This window comes from Rubellimicrobium mesophilum DSM 19309 (assembly GCF_000600335.2).
In the GTDB taxonomy this organism is placed as follows: Bacteria; Pseudomonadota; Alphaproteobacteria; order Rhodobacterales; family Rhodobacteraceae; genus Rubellimicrobium; species Rubellimicrobium mesophilum.
This window is the reverse complement of the sequence record NZ_KK088543.1, coordinates 83,182-104,933: the sequence shown is the minus strand read 5'-3', so window position 1 is coordinate 104,933 and position 21,752 is coordinate 83,182. Positions and strand designations below refer to the sequence as shown.

At 67.1% G+C, this 21,752-nt stretch carries 22 protein-coding genes, 1 tRNA gene and 1 pseudogene; 5 read left to right on the top strand and 19 right to left on the bottom strand.

Annotated features, from left to right (window positions below; all coding sequences use genetic code 11):
* Positions 1–110: 110 nt before the first annotated feature.
* From RUMESO_RS02810 to RUMESO_RS02755, 15 genes are all read right to left on the bottom strand, one after another.
* Positions 111–1,109 carry an SIS domain-containing protein gene (locus RUMESO_RS02810; protein ID WP_037277915.1) on the bottom strand — a complete coding sequence of 333 codons (999 nt, stop codon included), beginning with the start codon at positions 1,107–1,109 and terminating at the stop codon, positions 111–113.
* Between the two features lie 291 nt (positions 1,110–1,400).
* Positions 1,401–2,096: an ROK family protein gene (locus RUMESO_RS23795; RefSeq protein ID WP_245639115.1), complete on the bottom strand. Its 696-nt coding sequence runs from the start codon at positions 2,094–2,096 to the stop codon at positions 1,401–1,403.
* Positions 2,093–3,205 carry an ABC transporter ATP-binding protein gene (locus RUMESO_RS02800; RefSeq protein ID WP_037277912.1) on the bottom strand — a complete coding sequence of 371 codons (1,113 nt, stop codon included), beginning with the start codon at positions 3,203–3,205 and terminating at the stop codon, positions 2,093–2,095. The genes RUMESO_RS23795 and RUMESO_RS02800 overlap by 4 nt, the downstream gene beginning before the upstream one ends.
* 12 nt (positions 3,206–3,217) lie before the next feature.
* Entirely contained in the window at positions 3,218–4,051 is an 834-nt protein-coding gene (locus tag RUMESO_RS02795; protein ID WP_037277911.1) for a carbohydrate ABC transporter permease, read from the bottom strand.
* Positions 4,048–4,917 (bottom strand): carbohydrate ABC transporter permease, encoded by an 870-nt coding sequence (locus RUMESO_RS02790; protein ID WP_245639113.1) that lies wholly within the window; start codon positions 4,915–4,917, stop codon positions 4,048–4,050. Before RUMESO_RS02790 ends, RUMESO_RS02795 begins: the two co-directional genes overlap by 4 nt.
* An 88-nt stretch (positions 4,918–5,005) precedes the next feature.
* Positions 5,006–6,280 carry an ABC transporter substrate-binding protein gene (locus tag RUMESO_RS02785; protein ID WP_245639112.1) on the bottom strand — a complete coding sequence of 425 codons (1,275 nt, stop codon included), beginning with the start codon at positions 6,278–6,280 and terminating at the stop codon, positions 5,006–5,008.
* A gap of 131 nt (positions 6,281–6,411) precedes the next feature.
* Positions 6,412–7,323, bottom strand: a complete 912-nt coding sequence (locus RUMESO_RS02780; RefSeq protein WP_245639111.1) for an ROK family protein — start codon at positions 7,321–7,323, stop codon at positions 6,412–6,414.
* A 487-nt stretch (positions 7,324–7,810) separates the two neighbouring features.
* Positions 7,811–7,954: an integrase core domain-containing protein gene (locus RUMESO_RS24880; protein ID WP_156362643.1), complete on the bottom strand. Its 144-nt coding sequence runs from the start codon at positions 7,952–7,954 to the stop codon at positions 7,811–7,813.
* A gap of 171 nt (positions 7,955–8,125) precedes the next feature.
* A complete protein-coding gene (locus RUMESO_RS02775; RefSeq protein WP_037277907.1) occupies positions 8,126–9,067 on the bottom strand; it encodes a sugar ABC transporter substrate-binding protein in 942 nt (313 codons plus the stop codon).
* Between the two features lie 38 nt (positions 9,068–9,105).
* Positions 9,106–9,384, bottom strand: a complete 279-nt coding sequence (locus RUMESO_RS26055; protein ID WP_211262761.1) for an ABC transporter permease — start codon at positions 9,382–9,384, stop codon at positions 9,106–9,108.
* Positions 9,315–10,049, bottom strand: a complete 735-nt coding sequence (locus RUMESO_RS02770; protein ID WP_211262760.1) for an ABC transporter permease — start codon at positions 10,047–10,049, stop codon at positions 9,315–9,317. Before RUMESO_RS02770 ends, RUMESO_RS26055 begins: the two co-directional genes overlap by 70 nt.
* Positions 10,046–11,017: an ABC transporter permease gene (locus RUMESO_RS02765; RefSeq protein WP_281177520.1), complete on the bottom strand. Its 972-nt coding sequence runs from the start codon at positions 11,015–11,017 to the stop codon at positions 10,046–10,048. Before RUMESO_RS02765 ends, RUMESO_RS02770 begins: the two co-directional genes overlap by 4 nt.
* Positions 11,018–11,815, bottom strand: a complete 798-nt coding sequence (locus RUMESO_RS26050; protein ID WP_211262758.1) for an ATP-binding cassette domain-containing protein — start codon at positions 11,813–11,815, stop codon at positions 11,018–11,020.
* A complete protein-coding gene (locus RUMESO_RS26045) occupies positions 11,730–12,509 on the bottom strand; it encodes an ATP-binding cassette domain-containing protein (RefSeq protein WP_211262757.1) in 780 nt (259 codons plus the stop codon). Before RUMESO_RS26045 ends, RUMESO_RS26050 begins: the two co-directional genes overlap by 86 nt.
* Positions 12,506–13,420 (bottom strand): aldose 1-epimerase family protein, encoded by a 915-nt coding sequence (locus RUMESO_RS02755; protein WP_051520948.1) that lies wholly within the window; start codon positions 13,418–13,420, stop codon positions 12,506–12,508. The genes RUMESO_RS26045 and RUMESO_RS02755 overlap by 4 nt, the downstream gene beginning before the upstream one ends.
* A 303-nt stretch (positions 13,421–13,723) precedes the next feature.
* On the opposite strand from RUMESO_RS02755, the gene RUMESO_RS02750 reads away from it, so the two are divergent.
* On the top strand, positions 13,724–14,440 hold the full coding sequence (locus RUMESO_RS02750) for a GntR family transcriptional regulator (RefSeq protein ID WP_051520947.1): 717 nt from the start codon (positions 13,724–13,726) through the stop codon (positions 14,438–14,440).
* A 444-nt stretch (positions 14,441–14,884) separates the two neighbouring features.
* On the top strand, positions 14,885–15,805 hold the full coding sequence (locus tag RUMESO_RS02745; RefSeq protein WP_037277905.1) for a metallophosphoesterase: 921 nt from the start codon (positions 14,885–14,887) through the stop codon (positions 15,803–15,805).
* Between the two features lie 69 nt (positions 15,806–15,874).
* Here the strand turns inward: RUMESO_RS02745 and RUMESO_RS02740 are convergent, their stop codons facing one another.
* The 4 genes from RUMESO_RS02740 to RUMESO_RS02725 all read right to left on the bottom strand — a co-directional run bounded on the left by RUMESO_RS02740 (position 15,875) and on the right by RUMESO_RS02725 (position 17,937).
* Complete coding sequence (locus RUMESO_RS02740) at positions 15,875–16,171, bottom strand: SH3 domain-containing protein (protein WP_037277904.1); 297 nt, start codon at positions 16,169–16,171, stop codon at positions 15,875–15,877.
* A 46-nt stretch (positions 16,172–16,217) separates the two neighbouring features.
* Complete coding sequence (locus tag RUMESO_RS02735; RefSeq protein WP_037277902.1) at positions 16,218–16,409, bottom strand: hypothetical protein; 192 nt, start codon at positions 16,407–16,409, stop codon at positions 16,218–16,220.
* Positions 16,410–17,567: 1,158 nt separating this feature from the next.
* Positions 17,568–17,642: transfer RNA gene (locus RUMESO_RS02730), tRNA-Phe, on the bottom strand.
* A 100-nt stretch (positions 17,643–17,742) separates the two neighbouring features.
* Positions 17,743–17,937 (bottom strand): heavy-metal-associated domain-containing protein, encoded by a 195-nt coding sequence (locus RUMESO_RS02725; RefSeq protein ID WP_037277901.1) that lies wholly within the window; start codon positions 17,935–17,937, stop codon positions 17,743–17,745.
* A gap of 158 nt (positions 17,938–18,095) precedes the next feature.
* Here RUMESO_RS02725 and RUMESO_RS02720 point away from each other — a divergent pair.
* From RUMESO_RS02720 to RUMESO_RS02710, 3 genes and pseudogenes are all read left to right on the top strand, one after another.
* Positions 18,096–20,605 (top strand): annotated as a pseudogene (locus tag RUMESO_RS02720) (CopZ family metallochaperone).
* 5 nt (positions 20,606–20,610) lie between these two features.
* Positions 20,611–21,054, top strand: coding sequence for a Cu(I)-responsive transcriptional regulator (gene cueR, locus RUMESO_RS02715; protein WP_037277900.1), 444 nt, complete (start codon positions 20,611–20,613; stop codon positions 21,052–21,054).
* Positions 21,055–21,243: 189 nt separating this feature from the next.
* A complete protein-coding gene (locus tag RUMESO_RS02710) occupies positions 21,244–21,696 on the top strand; it encodes a hypothetical protein (RefSeq protein WP_037277899.1) in 453 nt (150 codons plus the stop codon).
* Positions 21,697–21,752: the final 56 nt, after the last annotated feature.

Genomic DNA, 21,752 nt, shown 5'->3' with positions numbered 1-21,752 from the left:
GGCCAGTTCGTCGTGCGATAGCGGGCGGGAGACGGCTTGCTCATGAGTGCCCAGATAGGCGCCACGGGTCCCTACGCGAGCACCCGCCACAGGGTTGTGCAACAACGCCCTTAGGCTGCCTCAGCCTTTGGCACCTTTGTGTCCGACATCCTGTAGCGGAACGTTGTATCTGTCAGCCCAGCAGCATCGGAAAGTACAGCTGCGATGAGTTGGGCGGCAAAGATATCGAGAATGCCCTGCGCGATCAGGTTATCGGCCTTCGGCACCTTGATGACCGTCAGGCGGTTCCCATCCGGCACATCTTCGGTCGTGACAAGCAGCGCCGGGCAACCGATGGCGTCGACCTGCTGCGCCAGCTCGATTTCGCGCCCCGCGCCAAAGATCACGACGCCGGTGGTGGCATCCATCGCTTCCATCGGCCCGTGCAGGTAATGCCGGGTATCATAGGCCGAAGCTGGAATGCGAGCCGCTTCGCGGATCAGAAGCGAGGCGCCGTCCGCAGTGCCCAACGAGGCGACTGCGCCCACGCAGTCAATGGCTCGACGCGCCGAGAACAGCTCGCCCAGCCTCTCCATGCGGTTGCCCGCAGCCGCTAGCACCTCTTTCGCCAATTTTGGAATTGCAGCGAAGTCATCGCCGCCGCCGATCAGCTTCTCGAAGGCCATCCCCATCGCGAGCAAAGTGGCCGTATATCCGGTGCTGGAGGGGGTGGCGTCGGAGCCGTTGTTCAGCCGGATGTGCAGGTTAGCGGCTTGCGCCAGCGGGCTTTCCGGGTCGTTGGTGATCGCAAGGCGGCTGGCCTGGGGCAGCTTCTCCAACGCCGCAACGGTCTCGACACTGCGGCCCCGGTGCGAGAGGCCTACAAGGGCGTCGCAGAGATCCCAACCGTCGGCCATGTCGACCGACCGGATAGCGAAGCCACGGCGGCCCTTGGCCTGAAGCTCGGCGGCGCCCACGACGGCGGCAGCGAAGCTTGCTCCGATGCCAGTGACGCCAATCACCGGCTTGTCGAGGATCGACAGATCCAGATTGGCCAATTCGACGCGCGCTGCGGCATAGGTGTCCGCCAGCGCCTCGGGCTGACGGGCAATTGTGGAGCGATAGCTCATAGGTTCGTCCTTCCTGGAGTTACGGTCTGGCCTGCACCGGATGCGACCCCACCCCGGACACAGCTTTGGGGGGAGGTCAGCACGCGAGCGAGGCGGCAGGCGCCCTCGACCGGGCTGCCGGTGAAGAGATGCGGCGTCAGGCGATCGGCTGTGAGCTCAGCCAAGCCCTCAGTGAAGGCTTGCCAGAGACGCGGCTGCGAGACGATGACGCTGCCCCCCGCGACGGCATGGGCTGCCCCTGCCCCGCGCTTCTCGAGCAGCAGCACCATCTGCGCCAACGCCCGTCCACCTTCACGGACAACCTGCCTGGCGAGGTCCGATCCGCGGTCGGCGGCATCGAACACCGCAATAGCATGGCGGCCGACAGCCGTGGCCGAACCGAGTTGCCCAAGCGTGCTGCCCAGCCGCGGGACCGCCGGAACCTCCAGCGTCTCGATCATCGCCTCGACTAGGGGTCTCGCGCAGCCAGCCCGGCGTCGAAATGATGAGCCACGGCGCGGACGGCTTCGCGTACCAGGCTTGCCGCGCTGCCCTCATCGCCGATGATCCAGCCCCAGCCCCAGAAACCAGCATCTCGCCGGAAGCCGGTCGACAGACCGCGATGGCACCGGTGCCGGCGACGACGCCGATCTGCCCGTGTAGGCCGAGCGCAAGCGGCATTAACTCGGCATCATTGACGACGGCGAGCGGAACAAGAGTCCGTTTGGAAAAGGCGGCTTGGAAGGCGTCGCATTCATCGGCGTCGTCGCAGCCGTGAGCGCCGATCCCGAGCGCGACCACAGGATGGCCCCTGGTCAGCTCGGCTACCATGCCCAGCAGAGCCTGGGCATCGCTATCCCAATCGCGGCGGCGCCATTCGGCGCTGGGCCGGATCAGGTCGCGCGTGCCGCCTCCGTCTGCAAGTTCTGCGCGAAGATGCGTCTTGGTTCCACCGATGTCGATGCCGACGATCAGCGCTTCCGGATCGGCCCCTGGAACAGCCGTCATGCGAGCCGTCCACCCTTGGGACGGATGCGTTGCCCATCGGGTCCGAACAGGAGCGCGTACTGCAGGTCAGCTCTGGCTCGGACCTGGCCCTTGGGCCTTGCTGCGTCGCGGCCTGCGCGCACCGTTATGCGCGTGCCATCTTCGACAGTCATATGGACGAAGCTCTCGGCACCCAGTTCCTCCACAAGAGTCACCGTGCCGTCCAGCACCAAGCCCCCACCCTCGGCGTTGTCTGGGACCAGCCGAAGATGCTCGGGGCGAATCCCGATCTCGACCTGTCCTGACTCCGCCCTGACCCCGGCCATCGGCATCGCGGCGGACGCCCGCCCGCCTATGCCCTCTAGCCGGACCACTGCAGGTTCGACGGCAGCGATCCGGGCCGGGAGGAAGTTCATCTTGGGTGAGCCGACAAACCCGGCCACAAAACGGTTGTCTGGGTCATCGTAGAGCGCCAATGGCCCGCCGGCCTGCTGGATGCGCCCGCCATTCATGACGACCATCTTGTCGGCCAGCGTCATGGCCTCGACCTGATCGTGGGTCACATAGATCATGGTGGTACCCAGCCGCTGGTGCAGGTCCATCAGCTCGGCCCGCATCTGCACTCGGAGCTCGGCATCAAGGTTCGAGAGCGGCTCGTCGAACAGGAACACGCGCGGCTCGCGGACGATGGCGCGACCGATCGCGACGCGTTGCTTCTGTCCTCCGGACAGTTGTCCCGGTCGCCGGTCCATCAGCCGGTCGAGCTGCAGGATCGTGGCCGCGTGCGTCACCCGGCTCGTAATGAAGTCGCGAGCCTTATGGGCCATGCGCAAGCCGAACGAGACGTTCTGGAAGGTCGTCATGTGCGGGTAGAGCGCATAGGACTGGAAAACCATGGCCGTGCCACGCTCAGCCGGCTCGACCTTGTTCACGACCTGACCCTCGATGGAGATGGTCCCAGAGGAGATCTCCTCGAGGCCTGAGATCATCCGCAGCAGCGTGGACTTTCCGCAGCCGGAGGGGCCGACGAAGACGACGAACTCGCCCCGCTCAATGGAAAGGTTGATCTCGTTCAGGATGGGGACGGCGCCGTAGGATTTCGACACCGAAGAGATATCGAGAAAAGCCATTTGATGCTCCAATCAGCCCTTCGTCCCCGACATCGCGACACCTTCGACGATCTGACGTTGGAAGATCAGAAAGAAGATCAGCGGGGGAATGGCGGCCAGAAGGTTGGCGGTCATCACCGTATCGACGGTGTGGTGGGACAGAGGAGAGTTGAAGAGGCCGACAACCTGCCCGACCGTGTACATCTCGGGTCGCGAGGCGACGATGAGGGGCCACATGTAGTTGCCCCAAGTCTGGATGAAGGTGAGAATGGCCAGCGTGACCAATGCATTCCGGCACAGCGGTAGCGCGACGTGCCAGTAGATCTGGAAATGGCCCGCGCCGTCGAGCCGCGCGGCCTCGATCATGTCCTTCGGGATAGCCCGCATGAACTGGACCAGCATGAATAAGGCGAATGCCGAGGCGAGACCGGGCACGACCAGTCCTTGCATCGTGTTCAGCCATCCAAGGCGCGAGGTGAGCAGGTAGGTCGGAATGATCGTGACGGCGGTCGGCACCATCAGCGCGAGCATCACGATGCCGAACAGGATACGGCGGCCCGGGAACTCGAAGAGCGAGAATTCGAAAGCGGCCAGTGAGCCGATCAGCAGAACGCCAATAATCGTCAGCAGCGCATAGGCGATCGAGATGCCGTAGGCGCGAAGATACTCTGTCTCGGTGAAGATCATGTGGATCTTCTGAAGTCCCGCCGACAGCGAGGTCGGCCAGAGCCGTGGGTTGAGCGACACTGGTTCACCCGGCAGGGCGAATACGACGTTGATCGTCCACCAGATAGGGAAGATGGCAATGAGCGCGATGGTCAGGGCCACGACCCATTTGAGGACCACCCAGACCGTGATGCGGCTCATCTGCGCTCCCTCCACGTGCGCAGCCCGAACATGACGGCGGTCACCGCGACGATGGCGACGGTCAGCAGGAACCCATAGGCGGCGGCCTCGCCGAACTTCACTCCGCCGAACGCCCGCCCCATCATGTCCATGACCGGGAAGAGCAGAGCGTTACGGCGCCCGCCATAGCTAGCGAAGGACGAGCCCGTCAGCAGCCACGGCTTGTCGAAGACCTGCATGGCCGAGATCAGGCCGTAGGTGAACACGAAGAACAGCACCGGCCCCAGCATCGGCAAGGTGATGTGGACGATCTGCTGCCATTTATTCGCGCCATCGAGGCGCGCGGCCTCGTAGAGCTCGGACGGGATGTTTTTGAGACCGGCAAGAATGATGACCATGTTGAATCCGGCTGAGACCCAGATGTCCACGGCGATCAGCGCATAGAGCATCGTCCCGGTATCGTTGAGAAAGTTGACCGAGGGCATCCCCAGCCAGCCGAGGACCACGTTGAGCAGGCCGAAGTTCGGCGCGTAGATCCAGCGCCAGATGGTCGCGGCCAGGAAGGCCGGCAGAACTACAGGCAAGAAAAAGGCGTTGCGGAAGAAATTGGCCCAGCGCCCGGTGAAGCTGTCCACCAGAAGAGCGAGGCCCAACGCCGCGAGAATGCCGAGCGGGACCGTGAGAGCGATGTACCAAAGAAGGTTGGTCATGGCTCTCGAGAAATCACGGGAGCCGAGGACCTTTTCGTAGTTGCCCAGCCCGATGTATTCTGGCGTCTGCACGCCGTTCCAGTCGTGGAAGCTGTAATAGAAGCCACTGAGGATAGGATAAAGGAAGAATGCCGCGAACAGGATCATGAAAGGGGCGATCATGAGATAATGCGGCAAGTATCTCCGGAACGACATGCAGTGTCCTGTCTGAATGGCGGCCGGCGAGCTTCGCCGGCCGCAGGATGTGTCTGTCAGTTCAAGCGACCTATTCCGCCAGGCAGTCGTTCAGTTCGGCAATCATCTCCTTGGCGCCCTCTTCGGGGGTGTATTCCCCATCGGCTGTGGCCGAGGCGTAGTCGATCACGACCGAGTTGTAGCAGCTCGGCACCGAGTCGACGAAGTACGGCGCCGCGACATCCATGGCGCCGCGTGCTGCGTCGACCGAGACCTTGATGAGAGGCAGCGCCGCGACTTCGGGATCCGCCATGGCCGCCGCATTGGCGTTGTAGCGGGCCAGCAACGTCGCCCATCGCGCCATCTGAGCCTTCTCGGTGATGAAGGCGGCGAATTCGAACGCGATTTGCTGGTTCTCGCCGGGCGCGACCCCGATCATCTCGTAGCTACGGATACCGCCGGTCTTGCCGGCCTCATCACCGGGGATCAGAACGAAATCGTATTTGAGTCCGCTGTTTTGCGCTGCTTCCTCGTAGGTCGGATTCACCCAAGGACCCACCGTATGGAAGGCCAGCTGGTCCGAGATGAAGAGGTCCTTCGTCGCCTGATCGTTTCGGCTGGTGCCGCTGTTCAGCGGAGCCATATCCACAAACTTCTGAAGCACCCTGGTCATGATCTCCGGGTCAATCCGCGTGGTGCGGTCCTCCCAGTTGAAGCCCCAGGTGCTGCTGTCACCCGAGGTGGCGTAGATCTCGGCGATGGAGTTGAAGACCAGCGTCTCGTCCGGAATGGCATACATCCCGGCGTCTTTGACCTGCTGCATCTGAGCGAACCAGTCGTCCCACGTGGCGGGAGGCGTGCTGGTGTCGATGCCTGCCTTCTCCAGGACCGTCAGGTTGCGGAACAACAGCGACCCGAAGCCGGTATACGGAAGGCAATAAAGCTCGTCCGGCTTGGGCATGCAGCCGGCCAGCGCGCTCTCGTCAAACTGGTCGCGGAACTCCTGCGGCATGGCCATCCACTGGTCGTAGAGGTTGGACAGAGCTCCCACCTCGACTAGTTGCGCGCCCACCGACTGGGCGTTCATGAACACATCTGGCAGATCACCGCTGGCCGCCCCGGCCACCTGCCCTGCGGTCAGGTCGTCGTCGCCCTTGCCGGTGATGTTGATCGTCACCCCCGGATGCTGCTCGGTGAACTCCTTGATGAACTCCTGTTGCAGCGCGAGCGCGTCACCCTGCGCGAAGTCCGAATAGACCCAGTATTCGAGCGTCACATCCTGGGCGACGGCGGCTCCAGCTGCTCCAAGCGCAACCAGGGCAGAAGCGCCGGCGATACTAGCGCGCAGTTTATTCATGGTGTGCATGTGTCCTCCTGTTGGGCTCCGCCCTGCGTGCTGCGGGTCGGTCTGTTCTTGTTAGGCATCTTAACTAACTAAATTGAGCAGACAAGAGGGATGCTGTAGCTGGAGCTTGTAGACCTGCGGCGGAGACGGAATTAGGCTTCTTCGCCCAGAGTTGCAGCCACCGTGTGATCAATCGCAAGCCGCTCAATGCCCAGCACCGTGGCGTCGGCCCCCAGCGAACTGCTGCGGATTTCAGCCGCGTAGGAGAGGCGGTCGACCATCTGGCGCACTTTTGGCAGTAGCAGTGGCGAGGCGCCCAGCCCTCCGCCAAGCACCACAAGTCCCGGATCGACAACACTCACGCAGGAGGCGACGATCGCGCCAATATCGGCGGAGTGACGCTCCACGTGGCGGCGCGCCACTGAACTGCCTTGGTTAACTAAATGGAGGAGTTCGGCGGTGTCAGTTGGAGGCTCCCCTTCGTCTGCGGGCCAGTCAGCGTGGACACGGGCCATGAGCGCCTCGGCACCCAGATACTGTTCAGCTGCACCGGGTTGCGGTTCAAGTCCTGGGGCAAGCGGGAAGCTCAGGTGCCCAATCTCGCCCGCTCCACCGTTTCGGCCGCGGAGCAGTTGCCCGCCTAGCATCAGCCCCATGCCGATCTTCAGTCCGATTTGGATGTAGGCAAAGGTCGTCTCGCCCTGCGCTGCGCCATATTGTTGCTCGGCCACCGCTGCGCAGTTGACGTTGTTCTCCAGCACGACAGCAGAGCCCTTGGGTGGCCGGAAGGCGGTGAAGACCATATTCTGTCGGCTGGCTTCAGCATCGCCATCGGGTCCAACGACACGCGTAGGTACAGCGATACCCACCGTTCGAAGCGGGCCCCAGTCCGGGCCGGTCGAAGCTATTGCAGCGGCGACCTGACCGGCAACGGCGCGGCTGATCTCCTCATTGAGCACGAACTGCCGAATCGGCAGCCGATAGGCGCAGCTGTAAAGAAGCCTTCGATCGAGAGTGGAGACTCGCAGCCGGATGTGTGTCGCGCCAGCGTCCACCGCGAGCACGTGCCCAGCTTCAGGTCCAACTCTATACTGCGCCGCGCTCCGGCCCAGCGGACCCCGTATCAAGCCGATCATCTCGACATAGCCCAGCCGCTGCAGCTCACCGATAGCGGCTGACATCGTCGGCCGAGACAAGCCCAGCGCCGTGCCGATCTGCGGACGAGTAGATGGACCGTCGTATGCCAGCCGCCGGAACACCGCTCGCGCACTGCCAGTCAATGCCGGCCGCGCGGCGATTGCTTCACTCCGATTCAAAGAATCCCTCGGGCTACTAGGTCGCTCAAATGTGTCACTACGGACTCACTTGGTAAAGGTGCCCTACCCAAAGGGTCCGCGTGGAACTAGGGGCGGAGCGTAGGCGAGCTGCCAACTTTGATAATAGGCGTGGCCACGGACTTTGCTCGTTGCGTCGTGCCTTGGAGTGCGCCCGTGTCGTTGGACGGGATCGGGCTGCGTCTTTGAGACGGGCACGGGCCTTGCGGCTCTCGAACTAGATGGGGCTGAGGTAGCCCAAGGCGGAGTGTAGGCGCCGGGTGTTGTAGACCTTGTCGATGAAGCGGGGCAGATCGGCGGCGACATCCTCGTAGGTCTCATACTCAGCGAGATAGACGGCCTCGACCTTCAGCGTCTCCATGTGGCCTGCTGCCGCTTTCGTGGACAGCGGGTTGAGGTAGCGCCGCCTGCTGCCGCTCAAATTCCATCGGGCTGAGCCGGCCCGGCGCACGGCACGGGTTCGCAGGGGTAAGGACAGCTGGGACCGGCATGGAAGGCTGCGAGCCGCCCCTCCGGAGCGGCCCGCAGACGATTAGAAGGCTGGTTCGTGCTCCCCGACGTTCTCCGGCGTGACGATCGTCAGATCCATGGGGATGCGCTTCTCGACGGTCTCACCGTTCAGGATCTTAGCCATTGTATCGATGGCGAGACGGCCATCCACGGCCGGAGACTGGATGATCGTGGCGGCCATCTCGCCGGCCTGGAGGGCAGCGAAGGCGTCCTTCTGGCCCCCGATGCCCACGACCGGGGGCGGCGGCTGGTCCGGCCGCGCCTCCTTCCAGGCATCGAGGAAGCCACGCGCCATCATGTCGTCGTTGGCGTAGACCCCGGTGATCTCGTCGCCAAAGCGCGTGATGAGATCGCGGCTAGCCACCAGCGATTTCTGCTGGTCGAAGTCTGCGTTGACGGTATCGAGCACCTGTATCTGGCTGCCGATCTTGGCGAGCTCCTCGTTGAACCCGTCCACGCGTCCGATGGTGGTGCCATTCCCGGCCTGACCAGCGATGATGACGACCTTGCCCTGCCCGTTGAGGGCCGTGTTCAGAGCATCGGCTGCCATCTGTCCTTCCATGTAGACGTCGGGGCCGGTGAAGGACGAGTAGAGTGGCTCGGCCTGGGGGTCCATGGGCGAGTTGATCAGGACCACGGGGATGCCGGCCTGCTGGGCACGAGCAAGGCCGGGGATGTAGGCCTGGGGATCGAGAGGCCACAGGATGATGCCGTCGACGCCGCGGGCGATGCAGGTGTTCAGCTGGTCCGTGCCGGTCTGGGCGCTGAACTCCTGGCTGAGGCTCAGGATCTCGATGCCGAGCTCCTTGGCCCGGGCATTCAGCGCCTCATTGGCGGGCGTCACATAGGCGTGGCTGTCGGCCGCCGTCACGTAGCACACCGTCTTGGTGTCCTGGGCCATGGCTCCCGTGGCAAGGCCCAGGGCCGCACCTGCGGCCAGGATGAACGTGGTTCTCCGGTTCATTGAGGCTCCTCCCTTTGGTGATTGTTGTCGGCTGAACGTCATGGTGTTGCTGGGCGCGGGGTCGCCGCGCGGTCCAGGGCGACCAGGGCCAGAAGGATGGTCCCGGTGACGATTTCCTGCACGTAGGCGGGCACCGACTGGAACTCCATCGCGGTGGTGAGAGCCGCCAGGGTCAGGACGCCGCCCAGGGTCCCCAGAGCCGTGGCCCTACCCCCCTCCAGCCGCGTGCCCCCCACTACCACAGCCGTCAGCGCCAGGATGGTGAGGTCGGAGCCGAAGACCGGAGACCCGGTGTTGACCGAGAGGCTCTGGAGCACCCCGCCACCCCGGCGAGCAGCCCCGCGAAAGCGAAGGCCGCGATCATCATCCGTCCGGCATGCAGGCCACTGGCGGTCGCCGCGGCGGGCGACGACCCGAGCGCCAGGAGGCTGCGGCCGCCCACGGCGCGTGTGAGCCAGACATGAAGGAGGACCAGCAGGGCCAGGAACATGCCGGCCCGGAGCGTCAGCACGCCCAGGAACATCTGGCTGATGGTGAGCGAGAACATGATGTCCGTGCCGCTCATGGGCTGGCTGTCAGTGATCCAGTGACCGAGGGCGCGGAACGCGAGGAGAGTGGCCAGGGTCGCGACGAGGGAGTTGATCCCGAAGCCCACCACGACGATGCCGTTCACGAACCCGGCGAGGAGGCCCGCCGCAGTGCCGACGAGCGCGGATGGCCCGATTCCGAAGGAGGGCTGCAGCGCCATGGCCACGATGCCGCTCACAGCGAAGACCGCCCCGCCCGACAGGTCAATCTGGCCGGCCGCGAGAAGGACCGTGAGGCCAATGGCGAGGAGGCCGATCGAGGCCGCCCGGTCGAGGGCCAGCCCGGCCGTGGTCAGGCTCGTGAAGCCAGGCACAAGGATGGCGCCCGCGAGCAGCGTAACTATCAAGATGGCAATGACGCGGTGCCGAGCCGCTACATTCAGGACGCGTCTCATGATCCACCTCTCCGCCGGACCGCCACGTCGAGGGCGACGGCCGCGATGATGAGAAGGCCCAGGGCGAGCCCCTGCACGGGCGTACGGACTCCCGCCAGCGTCATGACATTGGTCAGGAGTTGCACGAAGACGAGGCCGCCCACGGCGCGCCCGACGCTGCCCTGTCCGCCGAGGATGGAGACACCCCCGACCACGACGGCGGTGATCGCGTCGAACTCGTAGCCTTGGCCGATGCCGGGGCGCGCGTTCTGAAGGGTGAGGCCGAGAAGCCCGCCGCTGACCCCTCCGGCCAGGCCTGTCAGCACAAAGGCGCCCGCACGGACCAGACGCACGGGCACAGTGGCGGCCGTGGCGGCGGCATAGTTGTCGCCAGTAGCGCGCGTCCAGCGACCCCAGACCGTCCGCGACAGGAGCAGGTGCCCCATCAGCGCTGCGAGGCCGAAGACGAGCACGATACCCGGGACACCGGCGATGCGGCCCTTCAGGAGGTCGCCGGACGTCGGATAGGCGCCGTAGACGATCACTCCGCCCACGCTCCACTGCGCGGCCCCCAGGATGATCGTCCCGGTCGCGAGGGTCACGATGATGGCATTGATCCGACCATAGCCGACCAAGACGCCATTGAGCACTCCAGCTGCGGTGGCGGCCATCACGCCGGCCCCAAACGCACCAACGGTGCCCAGGACAGGCTGAAAGGCGAGCGACAGAATGGCGCCAGTGGCCACCGTTGCGGGCACCGAGAGATCGGCCAGGCCGCCGGCCACCAGAACGAAGGTCATCGCCACCACCACGACGCCAATGATGGACATGGAGGTCAGGACGTTGAGCAAGTTACCGACGGTCAGAAAGCTGGGGGAAACGGCGGCTCCGATCCCGAGGACTAGGGAGAATGGCCAGGGGCAGCGCCAGCGACGACAAGAGGACAACGGCAGGAACCCGGCGGTGGCGGGTGGAGGCCGGCACGGCACTCATGCGGTGGCCTCGCCCGTGGCGAGCTCCATGATGCGAGCCTCGCTCAGCTCGCCCCGGGCGAGCGGCGGAGCGATCCGCCCCTCGTGCATGACGTAGACCCGGTCCGACACGGCCATGACCTCGGGCAGCTCCGACGAGATCATAAGCACCCCGAGGCCCTGCGCCACGAGATCCCCGATGATCGCGTGGATCTCGGCCTTGGCGCCCACGTCCACGCCCCGCGTTGGCTCGTCCAGGATGAGCACAGCGGGCTGAGTGGCCAGCCATCGGGCGATCACCGCCTTCTGCTGGTTGCCGCCCGACAGGGTAGCGATCCGCCGTTCGGGATCGGCGGGCGAGATGCCGAAGGTCCTGGCCTGCTGACGGGCGAGGCCCTGCTCCTTGCGGAGCCGCACCGTCCCGAGCCAGGCCAACCTGCTCAGGATGGGCAGGGTGATGTTCTCGCGCACCGACAGGTTGGGAGCGATGCCGTCCCGCTTCCGGTCCTCGGGCACATAGGCAAGGCCGGCGCGGCGGGCCTGAGCGGGCGAGCGCGGGCAGACCGGCACCCCACGCACCCGAATGGACCCGGCCGAGCGTGGTGCGAGGCCGAAGAGGGCCTGCGCCACCTCTGTCCGGCCGGCGCCCACCAGCCCAGTGAGCCCCACGATCTCGCCCGCGCGGACGGTGAGCGACACATGGCGGACGCGCCCGCCGTCCGACAGCCCCTCAACCTCGAGCACAGAGGCACCAATCGTGGCGGGCCGCTTGGGGAAGAGGTCGGTGACGTCCCGCCCGACCATGAGGCGGATCATCTCGGCCGCCGTCAGACCGGCGCAGAGCCGTGGCCCACCATGGCCCATCGCGGAGCACCGTCACCTCGTCCGCGATCTCCAGCACCTCGCGCAGGCGGTGGCTGATGTAGATGATGGAAGTTCCAGCCTCGCGCATCCGGCGCAGGACCGCAAAGAGAAGGTGCGCCTCGTGCTCGCTGAGCGAGGAGGTGGGCTCGTCCAGCACGATGATCCGGGGACGCGAGACATAGGCCTTGGCGATCTCCACGAGTTGCTGCTGGCTCACGGCGAGGTCGCCGACGCGGGCCCCTGGGTGCAGCTTCGCGCCAAGGACCGCCAGTACCTCCTGCGCGCCCCGCGTCAGAGCCTGCTTGTCCACGAAGAACCCCCGGCGCGGCATGCGCCCGAGATGGATGTTCTCCGCCACCGTCAGGTCCGGCGCGAGGTTAAGTTCCTGGTGGACCATAGCGATGCCGCGCGCCGCCGCGTCAGCCGGTCCCGAGAAGGTCACGGGAGCGCCGTCCAGGCGGATCTCGCCGGAGCTCGGCTGGTACTGGCCCGAGAGGATCTTCATCAGCGTGGACTTGCCCGCACCGTTCTCGCCTACGATGGCATGGACAGAGCCGGCACGGACCGTCAGGTCCACGCTGGAAAGCGCGCGCACGCCCGGAAAGGTCTTGGCGATGCCCCTCATCTCAAGGACGGGCGGGCTCATGCCAGCTCGTCCACCGACAGCGTCAGCCGGTAGGCGCGGGTCTCGCCGGGTGCGAGGATGGGCAGTTCGCCGTCCGCCCGGGCACGGGCGCGCCCGAAGATGGCGCGGGTGTTCACCGGCTCGAGGCCCATCACGTACTGGCGCCGGCGCAGGAGCTTCCACTGGAACATCGCGGGGAGCGTGGAGGCGTCCCACGATAGCGCAGCGACCAGGCCGAGGCGCGGGTTCTCAAGACGAGCCCGGCCCTCGGGGCCCTGCACGTCATGTACGAAGACCTGCTCGGGATAATCATCGACGGGCCCGTGGACCTCAGCCCAGGTGTCGAGGCCGGCGGCGGCGGGCGGGTCGCGGGGCGTGGGCGCAGGTCCGGGGCCAACGACCCGCGCGCCTTCGTCCAGGAACGGCCAGCCGAAGTTGCAGTGATAGAGGATCATGTGCCCTTCCGGGTCCATGCCCTCGTTGGTCACGCGATCCTCGATCCGGATGGAGGCGCCCCCGACCTCGGCCGAAATCGTCCGGTCGAGGCGAAGCGTCTCGCCGAAGAGGGCCGCCTGCCGCACGGTGCCGCCGATGATCACCTGCTGGTCGGTGACCTCGCAGCGCGTGACCGAGGCCGGCATCCGGCCGATCCGGCCATGCAAGCCGTGCTCCCGGCCACCGTCCAGCGAGGCCGGACCCATGCTGTCGAGGCCGCAGGTCGCAAGAAGTCCTCCGCCGAAGCCGCGCAGCCAATCCACGCCTCCTTCGCCGACACTCGCTCCAAGAGGGAAGTCGACGGGGGACCGCCAGGCGAGCGGGAGGCCGCGGAACGTCGCTCGGCCGATGTCGAGCGCACGGTCGGGCAGCACCTCGAAGGCGAGCCCCCCGCCCGCTCTCGACCAGGATGCGGCGGGTGCCGGTCCCCGGACCATCGATCGCCATCACGGCCTCTGCGCGGGCGATCTGGCCCAGACTTCCAATACGCTCGCGCCAATCGGCCGGAAGCTGGAGCCCGTTCATGTCACTGCTCATTGTTAGGTCGCCAGGGGCGCCGTGCTGCGGGCGATCGCACGTGAGTGCCAAGTGAGTCGTCCACTCGGCCAGCCCAGCTTGGCTTGGGTCGAAATGACGCCAACATCGATTTGGTCGAGCCTCCCCCGACGTTGAGGGAAGGGTTCCATGATTGACGCAACACTGCAAGATCTAATATGTTAGTTGAATCAGAAGGAGGTCTGATGGGGCGTGCTGCGGTCGTCCACGGAAGGCGGAGCCGGACGCAATCGCTGGCCGGGATGGTCTACGAGGACCTCAAGGCGGACATCTTGGCATTGCGGATCGAGCCGGGCACATCTTTGGATAAGGCAGAACTGTGCCTCCGCTTTGGCACGTCGCGATCTCCCATCAATGAGGCGATCCTTCAGCTTTCCTTGGAAGGGCTCGTGGACCTCGTGCCCCAGTCCGGGTCCTACGTGAGCCGACTCTCCGTCCCAGCGATCGCTGAAGGCGTGTTCCTGCGGGAGGCGATCGAGGTAGCGGCAGCCATCCACGTCGCCGACGAGGCCGATCCGCACGTGCTACGAGGCTTGCGACGCAACATCGCCATGCAGGAGTTGCTAGCAGCGGACGGCGATCAGGATGGACTTCATGACATGGACAAGGCTCTTCACGCCCTTATCTTGGAAGCCACCGGCCATCCGAGCATCCTAGACGTGGCGGCGGACGTCGGTCTTCGGCTGGAGCGGGCGCGTCGACTCGCGCTTCCAGCCCGCGAGCGCGCGGCGGACCTCGTCCAGGAGCACCGGGAGATCGTGGAGGCCGTGGCACGGGGCGATCACAAAGAGATCCGCCACGCGATGACCACCCACCTGCGCAGGCTGAACGAGCGAATTGGGCCGGTCGTGGAACGATTGCCGCATTACTTCAAGATAGAGTCGCAGAGACGTCCGTCTTGAACAGCATTAGGGAAACCGCCTACGGCCCAACTGGCATGAGTAGCATCACGTCCGTCCTGGCCGGACCAGGCTTGGCTTCCCGCGCCGTTGCTGGATCTCCGGGCCCCTCGCAGAGCGAAGTCGCCTAGGCTGGTCTCTTTGGGCAAATCTAACGGCGGTCCTTCACGATGAGGTTGATGATGTAGGACATGGTCGCTTCTCGGCTCTCGCTTTCCTTATCCCATCTGCGACGGCTCTCACTGCACCCGCCGTGCCTTGCTCATCGGTAACGTCCAGCTGCCGGTCCAGTTCGGTCGAGAAAGCCAGCGAGATCAGACCTCGGAAGAGTCAGGGCCTGGGTTCTTTCACAGCAGGTGTCGATGCTGCACTCTCGAGCCAACGTAGTCGGAACGGGCGCCGACGCGGCTGTGCTCATCGGCGTTGGGTAGGGATTGGGGGTGCTCCATGAGGCTGACGCGACGGCGGGTTCTGGCCTGGACCGCCGGCCTTCTGGCCGCGCCTGCCACGCTGGGCGCCTGTGCCGTGGGTGTAGAGCCTCTCCTCTTGGAGCGGGTGGTCAGCTACCGCGTCACGCCGAGCACGTGGGGCGCAACACCCACCCTGCGCATCGCCGTGCTCGCCGACCTCCATGCCTGCGAGCCCTGGATGACGGAACGGCGCATCGAGAGCATCGTCGCGCAATGCAACGCCCTAGGGGCTGACTTGGTCGTCCTCCTGGGCGACTACGTGGCCGGGCATCGCTTTACGACGGGCCAGGTCCCCTCGCCCAATTGGTCGCGGCCGCTCGCCCGACTCGTCGCTCCGCTCGGCGTCTATGCCATTCTGGGCAACCACGATTGGTGGGCGGATGAGACCGCGCAGCGGCAAGGCCGTGGCCCGGTGCTGGGGCGCCTTGCACTGGAGGCGGCCGGCATCCGGGTGCTGGAGAACGAGGCGGTGCGCCTCAGCCTGAACGGGTCAGCATTCTGGCTGGCCGGACTGGCCGACCAGCTGGCCCTGTTGCCAGGACGGCAGTGGGGACGGACCCGCATGACCCGTCTCGACGACCTGCCCGGCACGCTGGCCCAGATCCCCGACGGGGCGCCGGTCGTGCTGCTCGCGCACGAGCCCGACATCTTTCCCCAGGTGCCGCCCTCCGTGGCGCTGACCCTGTCGGGGCACACGCATGGCGGACAGGTGCGGCTCTTGGGCTACTCGCCGGTCGTGCCCTCGCGCTTCGGCAACCGTTACGCCTACGGGCACGTGGTCGAAGAGGATCGCCACCTGATCGTGTCCGGCGGGCTCGGCTGCTCCATCGCACCGGTCCGGCTGGGCGTGCCGCCGGAAATCAACCTCGTCGAGGTCGCCGGGCCGGCGCTGGCGTAGGGAACGCCGGCCGCTGCTCTGAGGACCAGCCGAGCGGGCCGAGGGACATCCGGGGGCGGCACGCTGGGCTCAGATGGCCGACAGGTAGTCAGCGGAGACGTAGCCCGTGATCTGCGGCGCGGCGGAAAGCGAGACCCGGCACCAGAGCTGACCCCCCTCGGTCACACAATCGCGGCGGATGAGCTGGGTGCCGTCCGGCAGACCCAGGACGATGCGGTAGCCCAGCCCTGGGCCGGTCCGCAGCTTCAGGAACTCGTCGGGCCCGGCCCCTTGAACTACAACGCGGCTAGCCTCTCCAGCGCCGCCGGCGCTGCAGCCGGCAAGAAGTGCGAGGGCCAGAAGAGTTGAAGCGACGCCGCGGCGCATGATCGGACCTCGTGTGCTAGCTCTGGGTGCTCAGGGTACAGCGGCTTTAGACCCAGATGCCCCACTTGGCCCGGTACTCGGCTACGAAGGCGGCTGGAAGGGCCGAGCGCCAGCCGCAGTCGCAGCGGAACTGGGCGCCGTCCCAGCGGGCGCGCGGCCAGTCGCGCGAACAGTCCTGAGCTCCGCAGTAGGGGGCATAGCCGGCTTGTGTCAGTAGGTTCTGTCGGACCACGTTCACGCCTACTCTCCTCCTCGAGCCCAACAGGAGTCTGCGCCGATTGCTGATGCCGTGACATCGGCCAGGGTCTAAGGGCCACCCAGAATAGACCACAGTGTTAGCGTTATAGCCGCACAACCTGCACGAGCTAACTTCCTCCTTGACCAGCCGGTGGGAGCGGGTCGGCGCGAGACTGTACTCCCACCTCTCCTCGAAAGGATCCGGACATGGCCAGCGACGACTCCGCCCAGAAGATGAAGGATGCCCTAAGAGCTGGTTTCAAAACGGCGCTCGTGGGTGCATAGGAGGCTGATGAAGCATTGCGCCCTCAACGTTGCGTATAGCCGCCGCTCGCTTCCACCGGGTTGTCCGGCGAGATCCCCTATTCTTGGAGCGTACGCGGCGACTCGCGCACCACTCAACATCTCCGGTCACGATAGAACAATAGAAGAACGGAATGCGAGCGTTCCGTGTCCCAGCGTCCGTTCGGAGTTCGTAGCAGGGGGTATTCGAAAAATGTAGCGGACACTGAGCGAGCCGCTCAGCAGCGAAGCTGAAGCCCCTGATCCGTGCTGGGCGCCTGCCGCTCGCTTCAGCTGATCGCTCCGGAGCCGGGGCGTGCGGCGGAAATACTGCGCCGGCCCAACCCGTCCCTTGAGGGTGCCTCCCTGCTGGAGATCATGCTGTGCGATGGCCTGCCGGGCATCTCCCGAGTCAGAACTCACCTCGTCGCCAGGATCGCGCGTTAGTTCGACCGTTCGACAAAGGCGCCGCCGTGCCCTGTCCTACCGGATAACCTCGGCGGCCGCACCCGCCTCTACCTTGCCCCAAGCTTGGTCGGCCGTGAGAACCGTGGGCGCCAAGCTCCACCGCCAGCGCTAGGCAGGCCCGGTCGCCGAGCGAGAGCCCCTGCGACCGCGTCGCGTGCCGCAGGTGACCTGAGGCTTAGGCCTGGACGGCCGTGAAGGGCCGGACCTCGAGGTTAAAATCACCCAGGGCCTCCTCGACCTCCTCCGCACTCAGACCACGCTCGCGTTCGGGGACTTAGTCAGTTCCCAGCTCAGGTGGATAGCGAACCAATACAAGACAGATGTTACCCCAACTGTTACCCCAGAACTCCGGAGCAACCGGCACCTTGGCCCTAATCTACTCTAACCTATTACTTTCAATGAGTAAAAATGGTGCCCGGGGGCGGATTTGAACCACCGACACGTCGATTTTCAGTCGACTGCTCTACCCCTGAGCTACCCAGGCACGGGGATGCGGGACGGTCGGTCCCGCATCGGGTGGCGGCCTTCTAGGCGACCCTTGCGGGGCTGTCCAGAGGGGTCGCGACGTAAATCGAGGGCCGCCCTCAGGCCGCGACCGGCGGGAAGCCCACGGCCTGCAGCGCCCCCGCGACCTCGCCCTCGGGCCGCTGCGACCGGACCTCGACCAGCCGCCCGTCCACGTCGATGCTGACCTCCGCCGCCGGGTCCAGCTTCTGGATGGCGCGGGTCACGCTGCGCGCGCAGCCGCCGCAGGTCATGTTGTCGATCCGGAACTTCATGGCACGTCTCCAAGTGGCACCTGCCCATCGAGATAGGGCTTCCCATCATGGCAAGGTCAAGGACCCGGCCTGCGACATTTTCCCCGCTCGTCCCATCTTGACCTTCCCATGATGGGAACCCTTATCTCCCTCAGCGGACCGATTCAGGAGACCGCGCCATGACCGCCGCGCCCCAGCCTCACAGCTTCGACACCATCGACCTCCCCGTCGTCGGGATGACCTGCGCCTCCTGCGTCGGCCGCGTGGAGCGCGCGCTCAAGGAGGTCCCCGGCGTCGCCTCCGCCTCCGTGAACCTCGCCACCGAGCGTGCCACCGTCACCGGCACCGCCCCCCGCGCGGCCCTCGTCGCCGCCATCGAGGACGCGGGCTACGACGTCCCCGCCGCGCCAACCTCCCTGGACCTCGCCATCGAGGGCATGACCTGCGCCTCCTGCGTCGCCCGCGTCGAGAAGGCGCTCCTCGCCGTCCCCGGCGTGACCTCCGCGAACGTCAACCTCGCCACCGAGCGCGCGACCGTCCAGGGCGCCGCCGACCCCGCCGCGCTCGTCGCCGCCATCGAGGACGCCGGCTACGACGCCCGTCCGATCCGGGCCCAGGCCGCCCCGGACACCGAGGCCGATGCCCGCCGCGAGGTCGAGCGCCGCGCGCTCCGCCGCGACCTCCTCGTCGCCGCCGCCCTGACGCTGCCCGTGTTCGTGCTGGAGATGGGCTCGCACTTCATCCCGGCGATCCACGCCTTCGTCATGAACACCCTCGGGATGCAGACGAGCCGCATCCTCCAGTTCGTGCTGACGAGCTTCGTCCTCTTCGGCCCCGGCTTGCGCTTCCTCCGCAAGGGCCTGCCCGCGCTCGGGCGTCTGGCACCCGACATGAACAGCCTCGTGGCCGTCGGCACCCTCGCCGCCTGGACCTACTCCACGGTGGCGACCTTCGCGCCCCGCGTCCTTCCCGCCGGCACGGCCAACGTCTACTTCGAGGCCGCCGCCGTCATCGTCACCCTGATCCTCCTCGGCCGCACCCTCGAGGCCCGCGCCAAGGGCCGCACCTCCGAGGCCATCCGACGCCTCCTCCACCTCCAGCCCCCCACCGCCCGCGTCCGCCGCGACGGCGCGGTCACGGAGATTCCCGCCGCCGACCTCCGCCCCGACGACCTCGTCGAGGTCCGCCCCGGCGAGCGCATCCCCACGGACGGCGAGGTCACCGAGGGCGGCAGCTTCGTCGACGAATCCATGATCACCGGCGAGCCCATCCCCGTCGAGAAGGGGCCCGGCGCCCGCGTCACCGGCGGCACCGTCAACCGCACCGGCGCCTTCACCTTCCGCGCCACGGCGGTCGGCGGCGACACGGTCCTCTCCCAGATCATCCGCCTCGTGGAGCAGGCGCAGGGCTCCAAGCTCCCCATCCAGGCCCTCGTGGACCGGGTGACGCTCTGGTTCGTCCCCGCCGTCATGGCCGCCGCCGCACTCACCTTCCTCGTCTGGCTGGTCCTCGGCCCCGACCCCGCCCTCACCTTCGCGCTGGTGAACGGCGTGGCCGTCCTCATCATCGCCTGCCCCTGCGCCATGGGCCTCGCCACGCCGACCTCGATCATGGTCGGCACCGGGCGCGGGGCGGAGCTCGGCGTCCTCTTCCGCAACGGCGAGGCGCTCCAGTCCCTCCGCGACGTCCGCGCCGTGGCGCTCGACAAGACCGGCACCCTGACCGAAGGCAAGCCCGCCCTGACCGACCTCGAGACCGCCCCCGGCTTCGACCGCGACGCGACCCTCGCCGCCGTCGCCGCCGTCGAGGCCCGGTCCGAGCACCCCATCGCCCGCGCCATTGCCGAGGCCGCCGAGGCGCGTGGCCTGACCTTGGCCGCAGCGGAAGGCTTCGCGTCCGTCACCGGCATGGGCGTCCGCGCCGAGGTGAACGGGCAGCGCGTCGAGATCGGCGCCGACCGCTTCATGGCCTCGCTCGGGCTCGACGTCTCCCCCTTCGCGGCCACGGCCCAGCGCCTCGCCGACGAGGGCAAGTCGCCCCTCTACGCCGCCCTCGACGGCCGGCTCGCCGCGATCCTCGCCGTGGCCGACCCGATCAAGCCCACGACCCCCGCCGCCATCGCCGCGCTCCACGCGCTGGGCCTCAAGGTCGCCGTGGTCACCGGCGACAACCGCCGCACCGCCGAGGCCATCGCCCGCCGCCTCCACATCGACGAGGTCGTGGCCGAGGTCCTCCCCGAGGGCAAGGTGGACACGATCAAGCGCCTGAAGGCCCAGCACGGCGCGCTCGCCTACGTGGGCGACGGCATCAACGACGCCCCGCGCTCGCCGAGGCCGACGTGGGCCTCGCCATCGGCACCGGCACCGACATCGCCATCGAATCCGCCGATGTGGTGCTGATGTCCGGGAGCCTCCGCGGCGTCCCCGACGCCATCGCCCTCTCGCGCGCGACCATGGCCAACATCCGGCAGAACCTCTTCTGGGCCTTCGCCTACAACGTGGTGCTGATCCCGGTCGCGGCCGGCATCCTCTACCCCCTGAACGGGACGCTCCTGTCCCCCGTCCTCGCCGCCGGGGCCATGGCGCTGTCCTCCGTCTTCGTCCTCGGCAACGCCCTGCGCCTGCGCCGCTTCGCCCCGAACCGCGCGGGCGAGGCGGCCCCCTCCCTCCAACCCGCCCCCGCGGAGTGACCGCCATGAACATCGGCCAAGCCTCCAAGGCCTCTGGCGTCTCGGCCAAGATGATCCGCTACTACGAGCAGGAGGGCCTGATCCCTCCCGCCGCCCGCAGCCTCTCCGGCTACCGCGCCTACACCGAGCAGGACGTGCAGCGCCTCCGCTTCATCCGCCGGGCCCGGGACCTCGGCTTCCAGATGGACGGCATCCGCGAGCTCCTCGCCCTCTGGTCCGACCGCTCCCGCCACAGCTCCGAGGTCAAGCGCCTCGCCCTCGACCATGTCGAGCGCCTGGAGGCCCGGATGCGCGAGCTCCGGTCCATGGCCGACACGCTCCGCACGCTCGCCGACTGCTGCGCCGGCGACGACCGCCCCGACTGCCCGATCCTCGCCGACCTCGGCCAGGACGGCACGCCTCCGGCACCGCCCTCGCCACCGCGCCTCCGCAGTCCCCGCGCCGCCTGAGGCGTCCCGCGCAAGCCTCCCCGCCGGGCGCCTCGACCCGCCGGCCGCCATGCGACCGGGCACCCCGCGAATCGGGGCGTCCCGTCCCTGCCACAGTCCCACGCGAATCGCGAATCGGCGCAAGATTTTCCGCAATCGGGACGGAACCTCGGAGCATCCTGCACCCACACCCCCAGCAGAGGAGCCCCCATGTCCGTCCGCCTGCCCGCCCTCCCCGCCCTGGTGGCCGGCCACGCGCTCAAGGCCGACGCGACGGCCGCCGCGCAGCGGGCGCTCGCCCAGGTGAGCCAGCTCCTCGCCTCCTACGACACCACCCGCGCGCTGCTCGACGACGTGCCCCACCCCGCGCGCGAGGCTCTGGCCGCCGCCATCCACCGCCGCTTCGCCGCCGCGGGCCGCCTGGCCGAGTCCTGCCGCGAGCGGCTCGACGAGGCCACGGGCTTCTGCGACGCGCTCCGCTGCGCCCCCTCGCCCACCACCATGGTCGAGGTGCCCGCCTCCTTCTTCGAGATGCTCTCGCCCTACATCGACGACGCCATGGCGCCGGTCCTCGCCGCCATCTCGCGCCGCGCGGGCCCGGGCTGCACCCCCGGGGACGTCGGCGCCTGGCTCTCGCGCCCCGGCTCGCCCCTGGCGGCCTGACCTCCGGAAACGACTCGGCCCCGAACGCCGGAGGGGTCCAGCGCCGGGGCCGAGAA

Bases quoted from the DNA above. Each gene is read 5' to 3' on its own strand.
- RUMESO_RS02740 (WP_037277904.1), bottom strand. From the start codon at position 16,171: ATGCGCCGCGGCGTCGCTTCAACTCTTCTGGCCCTCGCACTTCTTGCC.
- RUMESO_RS02770 (WP_211262760.1), bottom strand. From the start codon at position 10,049: ATGAGACGCGTCCTGAATGTAGCGGCTCGGCACCGCGTCATTGCCATC.
- RUMESO_RS24880 (WP_156362643.1), bottom strand. From the start codon at position 7,954: ATGGAGACGCTGAAGGTCGAGGCCGTCTATCTCGCTGAGTATGAGACC.
- RUMESO_RS23795 (WP_245639115.1), bottom strand. From the start codon at position 2,096: ATGACGGCTGTTCCAGGGGCCGATCCGGAAGCGCTGATCGTCGGCATC.
- RUMESO_RS02750 (WP_051520947.1), top strand. From the start codon at position 13,724: ATGGGGCGTGCTGCGGTCGTCCACGGAAGGCGGAGCCGGACGCAATCG.
- RUMESO_RS02745 (WP_037277905.1), top strand. From the start codon at position 14,885: ATGAGGCTGACGCGACGGCGGGTTCTGGCCTGGACCGCCGGCCTTCTG.
- RUMESO_RS02800 (WP_037277912.1), bottom strand. From the start codon at position 3,205: ATGGCTTTTCTCGATATCTCTTCGGTGTCGAAATCCTACGGCGCCGTC.
- RUMESO_RS26050 (WP_211262758.1), bottom strand. From the start codon at position 11,815: ATGATCCGCCTCATGGTCGGGCGGGACGTCACCGACCTCTTCCCCAAG.
- RUMESO_RS02775 (WP_037277907.1), bottom strand. From the start codon at position 9,067: ATGAACCGGAGAACCACGTTCATCCTGGCCGCAGGTGCGGCCCTGGGC.
- RUMESO_RS02810 (WP_037277915.1), bottom strand. From the start codon at position 1,109: ATGAGCTATCGCTCCACAATTGCCCGTCAGCCCGAGGCGCTGGCGGAC.
- RUMESO_RS02710 (WP_037277899.1), top strand. From the start codon at position 21,244: ATGTCCGTCCGCCTGCCCGCCCTCCCCGCCCTGGTGGCCGGCCACGCG.
- RUMESO_RS02755 (WP_051520948.1), bottom strand. From the start codon at position 13,420: ATGGTCCGGGGACCGGCACCCGCCGCATCCTGGTCGAGAGCGGGCGGG.
- RUMESO_RS02725 (WP_037277901.1), bottom strand. From the start codon at position 17,937: ATGAAGTTCCGGATCGACAACATGACCTGCGGCGGCTGCGCGCGCAGC.
- RUMESO_RS26045 (WP_211262757.1), bottom strand. From the start codon at position 12,509: ATGAGCCCGCCCGTCCTTGAGATGAGGGGCATCGCCAAGACCTTTCCG.
- RUMESO_RS02795 (WP_037277911.1), bottom strand. From the start codon at position 4,051: ATGAGCCGCATCACGGTCTGGGTGGTCCTCAAATGGGTCGTGGCCCTG.
- RUMESO_RS02785 (WP_245639112.1), bottom strand. From the start codon at position 6,280: ATGCACACCATGAATAAACTGCGCGCTAGTATCGCCGGCGCTTCTGCC.
- cueR (WP_037277900.1), top strand. From the start codon at position 20,611: ATGAACATCGGCCAAGCCTCCAAGGCCTCTGGCGTCTCGGCCAAGATG.